The sequence below is a fragment of the Mycobacterium sp. PS03-16 genome, assembly GCF_004570325.1.
Taxonomy (GTDB): Bacteria; Actinomycetota; Actinomycetes; order Mycobacteriales; family Mycobacteriaceae; genus Mycobacterium.
The window spans coordinates 32092-45299 of the sequence record NZ_SPQO01000037.1; the positions used below are offsets into that span (position 1 = coordinate 32092).

At 69.9% G+C, this 13208-nt stretch carries 13 protein-coding genes and 1 tRNA gene; 11 read left to right on the plus strand and 3 right to left on the minus strand.

Going from position 1 to position 13208, the window contains the following annotated elements; genetic code table 11:
* Nucleotides 1–24: 24 nt before the first annotated feature.
* Nucleotides 25–495 (plus strand): hypothetical protein, encoded by a 471-nt coding sequence (locus E4P42_RS22765; protein ID WP_135128377.1) that lies wholly within the window; start codon nucleotides 25–27, stop codon nucleotides 493–495.
* Between the two features lie 121 nt (nucleotides 496–616).
* Complete coding sequence (locus E4P42_RS22770) at nucleotides 617–1900, plus strand: hypothetical protein (RefSeq protein ID WP_371287072.1); 1284 nt, start codon at nucleotides 617–619, stop codon at nucleotides 1898–1900.
* On the opposite strand, the gene E4P42_RS22775 is transcribed toward E4P42_RS22770, so the two are convergent.
* Nucleotides 1901–2104, minus strand: coding sequence for a hypothetical protein (locus E4P42_RS22775; RefSeq protein ID WP_135128379.1), 204 nt, complete (start codon nucleotides 2102–2104; stop codon nucleotides 1901–1903).
* A gap of 164 nt (nucleotides 2105–2268) precedes the next feature.
* Between E4P42_RS22775 and E4P42_RS22780 the strand changes: the two genes are divergently transcribed.
* The 4 genes from E4P42_RS22780 to E4P42_RS22800 all read left to right on the plus strand — a co-directional run bounded on the left by E4P42_RS22780 (nucleotide 2269) and on the right by E4P42_RS22800 (nucleotide 6981).
* Nucleotides 2269–2538, plus strand: coding sequence for a hypothetical protein (locus E4P42_RS22780; protein WP_135128380.1), 270 nt, complete (start codon nucleotides 2269–2271; stop codon nucleotides 2536–2538).
* A 150-nt stretch (nucleotides 2539–2688) separates the two neighbouring features.
* The gene (locus tag E4P42_RS22785) at nucleotides 2689–3384 is read left to right on the plus strand and encodes a hypothetical protein (protein WP_209305852.1); all 696 of its coding nucleotides are present in this window, start codon (nucleotides 2689–2691) and stop codon (nucleotides 3382–3384) included.
* Between the two features lie 180 nt (nucleotides 3385–3564).
* On the plus strand, nucleotides 3565–5814 hold the full coding sequence (locus E4P42_RS22790) for a DUF4185 domain-containing protein (protein ID WP_135128381.1): 2250 nt from the start codon (nucleotides 3565–3567) through the stop codon (nucleotides 5812–5814).
* A 285-nt stretch (nucleotides 5815–6099) separates the two neighbouring features.
* Entirely contained in the window at nucleotides 6100–6981 is an 882-nt protein-coding gene (locus tag E4P42_RS22800; RefSeq protein ID WP_135128382.1) for a family 16 glycosylhydrolase, read from the plus strand.
* Nucleotides 6982–7259: 278 nt separating this feature from the next.
* On the opposite strand, the gene E4P42_RS22805 is transcribed toward E4P42_RS22800, so the two are convergent.
* Entirely contained in the window at nucleotides 7260–7469 is a 210-nt protein-coding gene (locus tag E4P42_RS22805; protein ID WP_135128383.1) for a hypothetical protein, read from the minus strand.
* On the opposite strand from E4P42_RS22805, the gene E4P42_RS22810 reads away from it, so the two are divergent.
* The 3 genes from E4P42_RS22810 (at nucleotide 7454) to E4P42_RS22820 (ending at nucleotide 11029) form a co-directional block, all read left to right on the plus strand.
* On the plus strand, nucleotides 7454–7963 hold the full coding sequence (locus E4P42_RS22810) for an SRPBCC family protein (protein WP_135128384.1): 510 nt from the start codon (nucleotides 7454–7456) through the stop codon (nucleotides 7961–7963). The genes E4P42_RS22805 and E4P42_RS22810 overlap by 16 nt on opposite strands.
* 202 nt (nucleotides 7964–8165) lie before the next feature.
* A complete protein-coding gene (locus E4P42_RS22815) occupies nucleotides 8166–8765 on the plus strand; it encodes a TetR/AcrR family transcriptional regulator (RefSeq protein WP_135128385.1) in 600 nt (199 codons plus the stop codon).
* The gene (locus E4P42_RS22820) at nucleotides 8762–11029 is read left to right on the plus strand and encodes a molybdopterin-dependent oxidoreductase (protein ID WP_135128386.1); all 2268 of its coding nucleotides are present in this window, start codon (nucleotides 8762–8764) and stop codon (nucleotides 11027–11029) included. Before E4P42_RS22815 ends, E4P42_RS22820 begins: the two co-directional genes overlap by 4 nt.
* 99 nt (nucleotides 11030–11128) lie before the next feature.
* On the opposite strand, the gene E4P42_RS22825 is transcribed toward E4P42_RS22820, so the two are convergent.
* Nucleotides 11129–11199 (minus strand) — tRNA-Gly (locus tag E4P42_RS22825).
* Between the two features lie 61 nt (nucleotides 11200–11260).
* Here E4P42_RS22825 and dcd point away from each other — a divergent pair.
* On the plus strand, nucleotides 11261–11833 hold the full coding sequence (gene dcd / locus E4P42_RS22830; RefSeq protein WP_135128387.1) for a dCTP deaminase: 573 nt from the start codon (nucleotides 11261–11263) through the stop codon (nucleotides 11831–11833).
* Nucleotides 11834–12119: 286 nt separating this feature from the next.
* A partial coding sequence (locus E4P42_RS22835) for a hypothetical protein (RefSeq protein ID WP_209305853.1) occupies nucleotides 12120–13208 on the plus strand: 1089 nt, incomplete at its 3' end.

Below are 13208 nucleotides of genomic sequence, written 5' to 3' on the forward strand. Positions count from 1 at the left end.
GTGCCCTGAGACGACAATCGGATTATGACGGCACAGACGGTCACCGCGCTCCTGGTCGGGGCGTCGGCGCTCACCCTGGTCACCGCGGCCACAGGGCAGGCCGCGCCACCCACTCCCGGCGCGGTCTGCCCGGCCGCCGCCGAGCGGGCACTGTCCCAGTCGCCCGACGGTGGCGTCGTCGAATGCCGGGCCGGGCAGTGGCAGGCCTACGGCGGTCCGTACCCGTCGAGTGACCGCTGGGTGTCCGGCGGTGACGGCCTGCACCTGCACGGCCAGGGCATGCGCAACGCCGAGATGCTGTCGGGCCCGTGGACCGCGATCCCGCTCGATCCGGGCGCCCGCTGCCGGGCCGAACAGACGGCGGTGGTCAGCGCCGGTGAGGTGGGCCCGCCGCAGGTCGCCGAGGGGGCGCCGGGCCAACCGCTGCGTTTCGCGGTGCTACCGGTGATGTTCTCGATCCACCTCACCGGGGACTGCCTCTGGCAGGCCGGCTGAACCGCAGGTCAGCGGGGGAGCGATTGCGGCGGGGTTGAGCCAGGCGCGGACCGCTGTATCGTCTCTGCGGACTGTGCAACCAACGCGGGATCGATCTGTGGACCTAGTACTCGGCCTCTCGATGACATCGGAGGCGATTCGCTTCGCGCTCGTCGAGGGCGCCACCGGCGACGGCGCGACCCTCGACAGCGGCACGCTCGACATCGCGGTCTCCGGCGCGGACGCCGAGGCGCTGCTCGACGCCGCACTCGGTGACGGCCCCTACGCCGCCGCCCCCGGTCAGCGCCCGCGGTCCGTCGGCGTCGTCTGGACCGACGCCGTCGCCGCCGAGGCGGCCGCCGTGGTGGCGAGCCTGACCGCCCGCGGCGTCGACAACGTCATCGCGCTCACCCCGTCCGAGGCGGCCGCGGCGCTGGTCACCGGGCTGTCGGATCTGACGGGCCGCACCGAGCTCGCGATGTGCGTCAGGGAACCCGAGGTGACGCTGGCCGCGGTCGTGACCGCCGACACCGTGCTGGTGGACCAGGTCGGGCGGCAGGACCCCGCGGGTGTCGCCCAGGCGGTGCTCGACACCGTCGCCTCGACCGGCGCGGCGCCCGAGGCGCTGTACGTGCTCGGCTCGGGCAGCGACGTCGACGCGATCGTCGCCGAACTCGGCGGGCAGGCACAGCCGGTGCTCTCGGCGACGGAGGCCGACCTCGCGCTGGCCCGCGGCGCCGCACTGGCCTCGGCGCAAGATTTCGTCGGTGTCGCAGCACCGCTGGCGCTCGCCCCCGCCGCGGACGACCAGCCGCGCAAACCCTGGTCTACGCGGCGCGTTCCGGCGCTGACCTCACTGCTGGTCGCCGCCGTGGTGACGTTCGTCGTCTCACTGTCGGTGGCGCTGGGGCTGCAGCTCACGCCGGGCACCCGGTCGGGCGACGCGGCCACCCAGCAGGCGGCCAGCGCCTCCGACCAGCCGGTCCGCGCCATGGAACCCGCCCCCGAGGTGCTGCCCGACGTTCCGGCGCCCGCCGCACCGCCGCCGGCCCCCGAGGCGTCCCCGCCTCCGCCGCCGGAGGCCGCCCCCGTCGTCGAGGACGTCCCGGCCGCCCCCGCGCCGGAACCCGAGGTGGCACCGGTCAGCGAGCCCGTGTTCGAACCGCCGGCGGCGCCGCCGCCCGCCCCGGAGCCCGTGTACGTGCCGCCTGTCCCGGCGTACGTGCCGCCCGCGCCCGCCTACGTTCCGCCCGGCCCCGCGCCGGCGTACGTGGCGCCCGACCCGATGGCCCCCGGATACGTCGCACCGCAGAGCCCGGGTTACGTGCCGCCGGTCAACGCCCCACAGCCGCGGCTGCGCGACCGCATCATCGAGCGCATCCCGATCATCAACCGGTTCCACGAACCGCAGTACACCGCGCCCTGATCAGCCGCGGCGACGCAGCACCAGCCCCGCCGCCCCGCACGCCAGGCCGATCACCAGCACCACCGTCGCGATCGTCAGACCCGCGCTGCTCGCCGGGACCGTGGCGCCGGTCAGGTGCGCGCGGCCCCAGGTGACCCAGCCGATCGCGATGGCCTTAACGACGAAGATGACCGACGCGATGCTCAATGCCGTGCTGGGGCGCATGTCACGAGGGTAGGCAGCCGGCCGTTGTTAACGCCGCCGCGCGGCGACCCGATGAACCATGTGGGGGGTCGTGACCGGGCTCGTTGCTGGACTCTGGCGAGCCGCACTCCCGACACGCACGTGACGGGCTCTTTCGAGCCGATACGCGCAAGAGAGGATGCACGATGCAGCTCAAGAAAATCGGAATCACGGCCACACTGGCCGGTGCCCTGGGCGCCGCGGCACTCGGATTGGGCGCGGGCACGGCGCAGGCGGACGACCTGTGGGTGCCGGTGCCGGTGATCCCGGACGTCGATGTGCACCTGGGCGTACCGCCCGGCCACGTCGGGCATGTCGTCGGCCTGCCGCCGGGGCAGGCCAAGAAGTTCGTGGGCAATGTGCCCCCGGGCCACTGGAAGTCCATTGACGTGGTGCCGGACATCTGGGGTCGCTGATCCGTCTCGCGCCGACACTGAGGTCGTGCAGGTGTCTGAGCACGTTTCGCCTGCACAACCTCAGTTTCGGCCGCCGGCCGTGGCGTCTCCGTCACCGGACCGTGATCGTTTCGTGACAATTGACCATAAGTACCCGTATGCTGCTGTGTCGTGGGTAGGCATTCGATAGCCACCGAGCGACGCCGCCGGTCGTCGTCGCTCGTGCTGGCCGCGCTTGCCGCACCGGCCGCGGTGGTCCTGGCCGCCGGCGCCGACGTGCACCGCGACGCCGATACCGACGAGCTCGTTCCCGTCGCGGCACCCGTTGCGCCGCCGGTCGTCGAAGAGGCGCCGCCGTGCTGCCTCGAGATCATGCCGGCTTCGCGCGCCAGTGCCCGCGCCGACCTCAACGTCGCGTCCGGCCAGTTAGTGTCCGTGGCGAACTGGCGCGCTGCCGCGCCGAGCCCGGTTCACCAGGCGCTGCCCGCCGGTATCGCCCCGGAGCGGGGACTCCAGGTCAAGACCATCCTCACCGCCCGCAACATCAGCGTCGTGTTCCCCGAGATCCAGCAGATCGGCGGCGTCCGTGCCGATCCGCTGCGGTGGCACCCCAACGGTCTCGCGCTCGACGTGATGATCCCGAATCCGAACAGCGCCGCCGGCATCGCGCTGGGCAACCAGATCGTCGCCTACGTGCTCAAGAACGCGGAGCGGTTCGGCATGCAGGACGCGATCTGGCGCGGGGTGTACTACACACCCAACGGGGCCCGTGCCACCGGCGGCGGCGTCTCCGACCACGGTGACCACGTCCACATCACCACCACCGGCGGCGGTTATCCGTCCGGTGACGAGGTCTACTTCCGCTGACCCCGCGGCCCGGCGTGGCAAATTGACGTAGCCGCCGATCGTTCGCCACCATAAGTCTGCTAACACCTCGCCCTTCGACGGCGACGTACTGGCTGGTGCGTGTTTGCGCTCTCAAGGGACGCCGCCGCACCGATCACGCCCCGCGGACGTCGGGAGCGGTTGTCTACGAGGGGGAATCGGATGGGTGCAGCGGCCTACGTGGGTCGAGTCGGCAGTCTGGCCGTGGCGCTGGGCGTCGGTGCCGCGGTGGTCACCGGACACGGTGTGGCCTGGGCCGAGACGGGCGCGGGATCGCCGTCGGGTGGGTCGTCATCGGAGTCGTCCGCGAACACCGGTCCGGCTGCCGACCGCGAGGCGGGCGCACCGTCGGCGGGGACCGCGGACTCGGCCGGCGATGTGGGCACCGATGACACCGACGAGGCCCAGCCCGCGGACGAGGTCGAGGACGCCGACGAGGTCGAGCCCGCGGACGATGAGGACGACGTCGAGGAAGAACCTGTCGCCGAAGAGCCCGTCGACGAGGAGCCGACCGCCGGAGAGCCCGTCGCCGAGGAGCCCGGGCAGCCCGTCGACCAGGCGCCCTCCGACGAGCAGCCCGGCGACGTGGCCGAGCCGGCCACGCTGCCGGTGACCACGACGCCGGATCGCACGGACGACCACGAGCCCGAGCCCACCGAAGCCGCTGAGCCCACCGTCCCTGCGGTCACTGACGAGGATGAGGTGGGCACGATCGTCGACGGTGACGTCGGCCCCGTCGCCGACACCCCGAGGCCCGTCGAGGATGACGCCGAGCCGCCGACGGTGCGGCGTGCGCTCGCCGGCTCCGACTCCGGCAGCGACGACACCGACGCGATCGCCGTGGCGGCCGCCTCCATTCCCGAGGCGCCGGCGCGGCCGACCGTGCAGACGCTGGTGTCGGGCCTCCTCGCGGCGGTCGGCCTGGGGCCGCTGGCCTCCGGTATGCCCGGGACGCCGGCCGCGCCGCCGGCCCTGTGGACGCTGCTGGCCGCGGCACGCCGCGAATTCGACCGCATGGTGACCGGGCTGACCCGGCTGGTGCAGACCGGCAACCCCGCCCCCGTCGCCGCGCCGGTGCTGGAACCGCAGGCGGCGTCGGTGGTGCCGGCCGCGGCCGTCACCGTCGACGACCTCACCGATGTCACGCAGTCCAACGGATGGGTCACCGGCCCCGGGCCGATCAACTACACCGACGCCCGCTTCTACATCAACGGCACCGACCTCGGCATCATGTGGGACAACGGCCTGGGTGGTACGCAGCGGCAGGTGCTGATCGCATTCGGCGATACGTTCAGCGCGCCGGGCATGACCGGGCTGTGGCGCAACAACGTGCTGTTCCGCAGCATCGACGCCGCGCTCGGCGATGGCCTCGAAGTGCTGGCGCCGCAGGCGGGCAACCCCTTCGCCGGCTCGCCCGGATACATCGAGAACGGGCGGTTCATCTCGAAGCAGATCGTGCGCGGAATCCCCGGCACCATCGGTCTTTTCGGCATCCCGTCGTTCTTCGGCAGTGAGGTGACGATCATCCCGACCGCCGGGGTGTCGGTGCCCTACGACAATGAACTCGGTGCGCGGCAGTACATGAACGTCATGTCGGTGCGGAACTGGGGCCCGGCGGGGATGTGGACCACGAACTACTCGGCGATCGCGTACTCCGACGACAACGGTGAGACGTGGAAGATCGAGGAGGACACGATCCGCTCGGCCGGTTTCCTGCGGACGTTCGGGCACTCGTTCATCTCGGGTAACGAGAATTTCCAGATGGGCGCGTTCGTGCGCGGGGTGACCCTCGACGAGAACGGCGAGGAGGCCTACGACGGCTACGTGTACTCCTACGGCACCCCGGCGGGCCGCTTCGGCCCGGCCTACGTCTCGCGGGTGGCCGAGGGCGACGTGCTGAACCTGAGCCGCTACGAATACTGGAACGGGTCGGACTGGGTGCAGGGCCGGCCGTCGGCGGCGCGGCCGATCTTCGGTCAGGCCGGTGGCAGTGGGTTCCTCGGCGAGATCATCCGCTTCGCCGACAACCTCGGCCTGATCAGCCTCGCCAACAATGTGCTGGGCCTGTTCGGGATTCCGGTGATCATCCCGCGCGGCGATGTCAGCGAGATGTCGGTGCAGTACAACGAGTACCTCGGCAAATACGTGGTGATGTACACCGAGCCGTCGGGACGCGTGGTGATGCGCACGTCGGACACCCCGCAGGGCGGATGGTCGAGCCCGATCACGGTCGCGACGTCGGCCGACTACCCGCAGCTCTACGCGCCGATGATCCACCCGTGGTCCGGTACCGATCAGGCGGAGGGGGAGCCGTACTACCTGTACTGGAACCTCTCGCAGTGGGGCCCGTACAACGTGCGGCTGATGCAGACCGACCTGCGTCCACTGCTCGGACAGTCGGTGCAGGTGTAGGCGCTCACCCGCCGTTGAGCTTTTCCACTGGTACTGAGTCCACGCGGCCGCCGGCAGGTGAGGTCGAGTGACCCACCGGGCGGCGGTCGACGTATCCGCTGCCGCTGCTGACTCAGCAATGGACGTCGAACGAGGCGAAGGCGATCGAGGACGCCGAGCTGCGGCCGATTGTTGAATCGGCATACAACCGGCCACATGGGGGTGCCAACTTCTCCAACGAAAGGCATCGGCGCGTTTGGCACCCGAAACGGCGTCCATCCCGTCTACGGTCTGAGGGTGCCATCTATGGACCGTCGCAGCGCAATGATGATGTTCGGGGTCGGTGTGGCGGCTGCCGCACTGCCCCTTCCGAAGGCCGGAGCTCAGCCGGTGATCGGCGATGCCCCGCCCGGGCCGCCGCCCGGACCGGGTGAGCTGGGACTTCCCCCGGCCGCCGCGCAGCCCGCACCCGGCCTGCTGTTCGCCGACGAGTTCAACGGGCCGGCGGGTGCGCCGCCGGATCCCGGGTCCTGGTACATCGTCCCGGCGCGGGAGACCATCCGGAACCCCGTCGAATGGGACAAGCCCTTCAACATGGGGCGCTATGTCACCGACCAGGAGCACGTCTTCCAGGATGGGATGGGCAACCTGGTCATCCGGGCCACCCGCGGTCCGGGCGCGAACATCCAGGAGAAGTACGCCAGCGCGAAGATCATCGGCAACTGGCGCGGCGGCGTGGGGACGACATGGGAAGCCCGCATGAAGCTCAACTGTCTGACCGACGGTGCGTGGCCGGCGTTCTGGTTGATCAACGACAGTCCCGTGCGCGGCGGCGAAGTGGACATCGTGGAGTGGTACGGCAACCGGGACTGGCCGTCGGGCAGCACCGTGCACGCACGGTTGGACGGCACTCAGTTCGTGACCCACAAACACCCGGTCGACGGCGACTGGCACACCTGGCGGATGACCTGGCAGCCGAGCGGCATGTACTTCTGGAAGGACTACTACCCCGGTATGGAGCCGTTCTTCACGGCGCCGGCGAGCGCACTGCCGGAGTGGCCGTTCAACGATCCCGGATACACGATGGCGCCGGTCTTCAACATCGCCGTCGGCGGCTCCGGCGGCCGCGAGCCGGCCGGAGGCAACTACCCGGCGGAAATGCTCGTCGACTGGATCCGGGTCTTCTAGGCCATGTCCAACATCGGCCCCCCGGACGACCGCGGCTACTACTCTGACTCTCCGGGGGGCTATGGCGGCCGGCGCCCACCGCCCGGTCCGCCACCGGAGGAGCGCGTGCCGTGGTACCGGACGCCGGCGGCGATGTTCGCCGCGGGGGCGCTGGCGATGCTGCTCCTGGCATTGCTGGTGTGGGCCGTTTTCGGTTCGTCGTCGGGCGGGACGGAGGACGCTCCGACGACCACACTGACCCCGATCACCCCAACGGCGACGACGGCACCGGCGACGACTCAGGCGCCGACCGAGACCGAGACCTCGACGGTGACGATCACCGAGACCAGTACACCGCCGACCACGACGGTCGAACCGAGCACCTCGACCAGTGTCGTCACGAGCACGACCACCAGCACCACGATCAGCACGTCGACGGTGACAGTGACCGCGCCGCCGCCGGCGCCGTAGGAGCCCGGAAGGGACGACAGGCGTGGAAGCACAGTCACCGACCGCCCGGCTGGTCGCGACGCCGGCGGGCTACGACCTCACGTTCACGCGCACCTTTCACGCCTGTCCCGACGACGTCTGGGCGAGCGTGACCGACCCCGAACGGACCGCGCAGTGGTTCGGGACCTGGCGGGGCGAGGGCGCGATCGGGGCGACCATCGAGGTGCAGATGGCGTTCGAGGAGGGGACGCCGTGGTGTGAGATGCGGATCGACGCCTGCGACCCGCCGCGGCATCTGGCGCTGACGATGACTGACGACATGGGTGAATGGCGTCTGGCGCTGGTGGTCGAGCCGTCCGGCGACGCCACCGAACTGCGGCTGACCCAACGGCTGACCGACCTGGACGGGGTGGGCGAGGTCGGCCCCGGCTGGGAGTACTACCTCGACAACCTGGTGGCGGCGCGGGATCAGGCGCCGCTGCCGGACTTCGGTGACTACTTCCCGTCGATGAAGCCCTACTTCGAGGCGCTCACGCCGAGTGGCCGGTTATGACACGCACAACGCGCTGAAGCGCGCGATAAGTGGCCGCTCGACGGCCGATGGGTCCCGCGCACACTCAATCGCCGGTGCGCACGATCGTCTCGTCTAGATCACCGCTGACGGCACTGGATACAGCGCCGGAATCCCACGACGGGGTTCCCTGGGCACCCAGGATTATGTAGGGTGATATACATAGGGCGGAGGGAGTCACGTGGTGACGAGTCCACGTGAGCGGATGGTCGTGTCAGCCGCGCTGCTGATCCGCGAACGCGGCGCGCACCCGACGGCGATCGCCGACGTCCTCGAGCACAGCGGGGCGCCTCGGGGATCGGCCTATCACTACTTCCCCGGGGGTCGCACGCAGCTGCTCTGCGAAGCCGTCGACTACGCCGCGGAGTTCATGGCCAAGCGGCTCGCGGACGCGCCGTCCAGCCTCGAGGTCCTCGACGGACTGTTCGACGGATACAAGAAGCAGTTGCAGCGCAGCGACTTCCGTGCCGGATGCCCGGTGGTCGCCGTCGCCGTCGAATCAGGCGACCCAGCCAAACCTGAGCAGTCGAGCGCCGTGATCGACCGTGCTGCGGCGGCGTTCGCCCGCTGGCGCGACGTGATCGAGCAGCGCTTGATCGCCGACGGGGTCGGTGAAGACCAGGCCGCGGCGCTGGCGATGCTGGTCCTGACCTCTTTCGAGGGTGCCATCGTCGTCGCCCGCGCTGCGCGTGATCTCGAGCCGCTCCATCTTGTTCAGGCACAACTGCGTTTGCTGATTGGCGCCCAGATCCGCCCAGCCACAGGAAAGCGAGCATCGCGATGACCGAACAGGCCGCCGATTGGCAACCCACCGCATGCATCCTGTGCGAGTGCAACTGCGGCATCGTCGTGCAGGTGCAGGACCGCAAGCTTGCGCGCATCCGTGGCGACAAGAACCATCCGGCCTCGGGTGGATACACCTGCAATAAGGCACTACAACTCGACCACTACCAGAACAACCGCAACCGGCTCACCTCTCCGATGCGACGCCGCCCCGACGGTTCCTACGAGGAGATCGACTGGGACACCGCGATCTCCGAGGTCGCTGCCGGATTCGATGCGATCGCCACCGCCTACGGCGGCGACAAGATCCTGTACTACGGCGGCGGTGGGCAGGGCAACCACCTCGGCGGGGCGTACAGCGGCGCGTTCCTCAAGGCGCTGGGCTCCTATCACCGCTCGAATGCCTTGGCACAGGAGAAGACCGGTGAGCACTGGATCGACGCGCAGCTCTACGGCAACCACACCCGCGGTGAGTTCGAGCACGCCGAGGTGTCGGTGTTCGTCGGCAAGAACCCGTGGATGTCCCAGAGTTTCCCACGGGCGCGCGTCGTGCTCAACGAGATCGCGAAAGATCCGCAGCGGTCGATGATCGTCATCGATCCCGTCATCACCGACACCGCCAAGATGGCGGACTTCCACCTGCGCGTGCGTCCGGGATCGGACGCCTGGTGTCTGGCGGCGCTTGCCGGCGTGCTGGTGCAGGAGAACCTCTGCGACGAGACCTTCCTCGCCGAGCATGTCAACGGCGCCGACGCCGTCCGTGCGGTGCTGGCCGACGTGGCCGTCGGCGAGTACTCGCGTCGCTGCGGCGTCGACGAGGGCTTGATCCGCGCCGCGGCCCGCCGGACCGCCGCCGCGGACAGCGTCGCGGTCTTCGAGGATCTCGGCGTCCAGCAGTCCCTCAACAGCACACTGTGCTCGTACCTGAACAAGTTGTTGTGGATTCTGACCGGGAACTTCGCCAAACGGGGTGGCCAGCACTTGCATTCGTCATTCGCGCCGCTCTTCCGGCCCGGCGGTGTCGGCCGCACCCCGGTGACCGGCGCGCCGATCATCGGCGGGCTGATGCCGAGCAACGTGGTGCCCGAGGAGATCCTCACCGACCATCCCGACCGATTCCGGGCGATGATCGTCGAAAGCAGCAACCCGGCGCATTCGGTCGCCGACTCCGGCGCCGTGCGACGGGCACTCGGCGAACTCGAACTCCTCGTCGTGATCGACGTCGCGATGACGGAGACGGCCCGGCGGGCGCACTACGTGCTTCCCGCCGCGACCCAGTTCGAGAAGGTTGAGGCGACGTTCTTCAATCTCGAGTTCCCGCACAACACATTCCATCTGCGGCACCCACTGTTCGATCCGCTGCCCGGCACGCTGCCCGAGCCCGAGATCTGGGCCCGGCTGATGCGCGCGCTCGGCATCGTCGACGACGCCGAACTCGAGCCGCTACGGCGGGCCGCCGCGCAGGGCCTGCCCGCATTCACCGAGGCGTTCCTGGCCGCGGTCGGAGCCAACCCGGGCCTGGGCAGGGTGCTGCCGTTCGTGTTGTACGAGACCCTGGGACCAACGTTGCCCGAAGGGCTTTCGGGTGCTGCGGCGCTGTGGGGTCTGGCACAGAAGGTCGCGATGACATACCCCGACGCGATGCACCGGGCCGGGCACGCAGACGGTAACGCGCTGTTCTCCGCGATTCTCGACGGCCGCTCGGGGGTGACGTTCACCGTCCATGAGTACGAGGACGACTTCGCGCTGATCACGCACCAGGACCACAGGATCGCGATCGAGATTCCGGAGATGCTCGCCGACACCCGCGCACTGGCCGACGCGCCGGCCATGCTCACGAGTGCCGAGTTCCCGATCGTGTTGTCCGCCGGTGAGCGGCGCGCCTACACCGCCAACGACATCATCCGGGATCCGTCATGGCGTAAGCGGGATCTCGACGGGGCGCTGCGGGTCAGTCCGTCGGACGCCGAGGTGCTCGGCTTGGCCGACGGTGATCGTGCGCGGATCACGACCGCGGCGGGCACCGCCGAGGCGACGGTCGAGATCAACGACGCGATGCTGCCCGGGCACGCGTCGCTGCCCAACGGCTACGGCCTGGACTTCGCCGACGGCGCCGGCGGGACACAGATTCCCGGTGTGGCGCCCAATGCGCTGACGTCGAGTGCCTGGCGGGACGCCTACGCCGGGACGCCGTGGCACAAACATGTGCCTGCCCGCATAGAGAAGGCGCCGGCGACCGCAAGTCTCGTCGGCGCGGTGGACTAGGTGTGACACTCAGACGCGTTGCCGGACCGGCGTAGCTGACGAGGGACCGAGCGCCTCGCCGAGGGGGCTATGGTGCGGAAGGCGCCGGTAGAGCATGAGAGCCGATGACGGGAATCGAACCCGCGTATTCAGCTTGGGAAGCTGATGTTCTGCCATTGAACTACATCGGCGCGGCCAGCCTGCGCTGGTGACTACGCAGGTTAGCATCCGGCAGCCGATACGCTCATCCGCGTGCTGCTCTCCGATCGAGACATCCGCGCCGAGATCGCCGCGGGACGGCTGGGGCTCGACCCGTTCGACGACTCGCTGGTGCAGCCGTCGAGCATCGACGTCCGCCTGGACTCGCTGTTCCGGGTCTTCAACAACACCCGCTACACCCACATCGACCCCGCGCAGCGTCAGGACGACTTGACCAGCCTGGTCGAGCCGAAGCCGGGGGAGCCGTTCGTGCTGCATCCCGGTGAGTTCGTGCTCGGTTCGACCTTGGAGCTGTGCACGCTGCCGGAGGATCTGGCCGGCCGCCTGGAGGGCAAGTCGTCGCTGGGCCGCCTCGGCCTCTTGACCCACTCGACCGCCGGGTTCATCGACCCCGGCTTCTCCGGTCACATCACGCTCGAGCTGTCCAATGTCGCCAACCTGCCGATCACGCTGTGGCCGGGGATGAAGATCGGCCAGCTGTGCCTGCTGCGCCTGACCAGCCCGGCCGAACACCCCTACGGCAGCGCCCAGGCGGGTTCGAAGTACCAGGGTCAGCGCGGACCCACCCCGTCGCGCTCGTACCAGAATTTCATCAAACTGAGCTGATGCGACACGCGTGACGCCAGCGACTGGCGTGGCTCCAGCGACGCCCGTGACTGTGGACGCGGCGCGCGGAGCCTGTCGACCTTGTTCGCCGCCGAGTAGAGTTTCTCGGTGGTGTGACGGGCTCGGGGACCCGTTGCGAGCCGGCCACGACTTCCGGGTGATCAGCTAACGCTCCAACGGTGTAACAACCGCGCAGGTCGAGGCGATGAACTACTAGTTGTCGGCTCGCACGGAACGGGCGCGCCGCCACCCGATAACTTTCATAGCAAACGTTTTGGAGGGCTTGGTGGACATCGTACTCGGTGTATCGATGACACCTGCGACGGTCCGCATGGTGCTGGTCGAAGGCGAGAATGCCGACGGTGTCACCGTCGATCACGACGTCTTCGACATCACCGCCGTCGAGGGCTCGGCAAACTCCAGCGCGGCCGAACAGGTCATCGCTGCGGTGCTGGGCACACAGGAGAGCGCCGCCGCAGGCGGCCATCACCTCAAGTCGGTCGGCGTCGCGTGGAGTGACCACGCCGAGGCCGCCGCCCTGCGCGACGCACTGACCGCGCGCGGCATCGAGGACGTCATGCTCGTCTCCGAAGGCCACGCCGCCTCGTCGCTGGCCCAGGCCATCGGCCGCGCCGTCGGCTACGCCACCACCGCGCTGTTCTTCATCGACCGCGACACCGCCACCCTGTCGGTGGTGCAGACCGACGACGGTTCGGTGGTCAAGGTCCTCAGCCGTAGCCTGCACAGCACCGACGCGATGGCCGTGCTGGCCGAGATGGCCGCCGCCGTCGAGGCCCACGACGCCCCGCCGCAGGGCATGTTCGTCGTCGGCTCCGGCGTCGACGTCACCGAGGTCAAGGCCCACCTCGGCCGGCTGCTGTCCATCCCGGTGCATGCGCCCGACGAACCCGAACTCGCCCTGGCGCGCGGCGCCGCGCTGGCCTCCGCGCAGGCCCCGGCCATGGAGGCCTCGACCGTCGGCCTGGCCTACTCGCAGGATCCCGACGGCGGAACCACCGCGGGCAGCTCGTATGCCGCATTCGCCGCGGCCGCCACCCAGATGGCGCCCGTGGGCGGCGACGGTGCGGTCGCGCCGGTCGCGCTCACCGGCTCACCCGCCGCCCCCGCTCCCGCGGACGACGAGAACCGCAAGCCCTTCCTGCTGGTCGGCAGCGCGCTGGCGTCGATCTTCGTGGTCGGCGTGGTCGCGCTCGTGCTGTCGCTGGCCGTGAGCATCCGGCCCACCGCCGATCAGCGGCCCGCCCCGGCGGAGGCCGCGATCGTGCCCAGCGTGAAGGCTCCCGCGCCCGCGCCGGCCGTCGAGCAGGCGCAGCCGGTGGCCCCGCCGCCGCCCGCCCCGCCGGCCGAGACCATC

Excerpts from the sequence above, each read along its gene's own strand:
- E4P42_RS22790 (WP_135128381.1), top strand. The coding sequence starts at position 3,565 with ATGGGTGCAGCGGCCTACGTGGGTCGAGTCGGCAGTCTGGCCGTGGCG.
- E4P42_RS22820 (WP_135128386.1), top strand. The coding sequence starts at position 8,762 with ATGACCGAACAGGCCGCCGATTGGCAACCCACCGCATGCATCCTGTGC.
- E4P42_RS22765 (WP_135128377.1), top strand. The coding sequence starts at position 25 with ATGACGGCACAGACGGTCACCGCGCTCCTGGTCGGGGCGTCGGCGCTC.
- E4P42_RS22780 (WP_135128380.1), top strand. The coding sequence starts at position 2,269 with ATGCAGCTCAAGAAAATCGGAATCACGGCCACACTGGCCGGTGCCCTG.
- E4P42_RS22775 (WP_135128379.1), bottom strand. The coding sequence starts at position 2,104 with ATGCGCCCCAGCACGGCATTGAGCATCGCGTCGGTCATCTTCGTCGTT.
- E4P42_RS22800 (WP_135128382.1), top strand. The coding sequence starts at position 6,100 with ATGGACCGTCGCAGCGCAATGATGATGTTCGGGGTCGGTGTGGCGGCT.
- E4P42_RS22770 (WP_371287072.1), top strand. The coding sequence starts at position 617 with ATGACATCGGAGGCGATTCGCTTCGCGCTCGTCGAGGGCGCCACCGGC.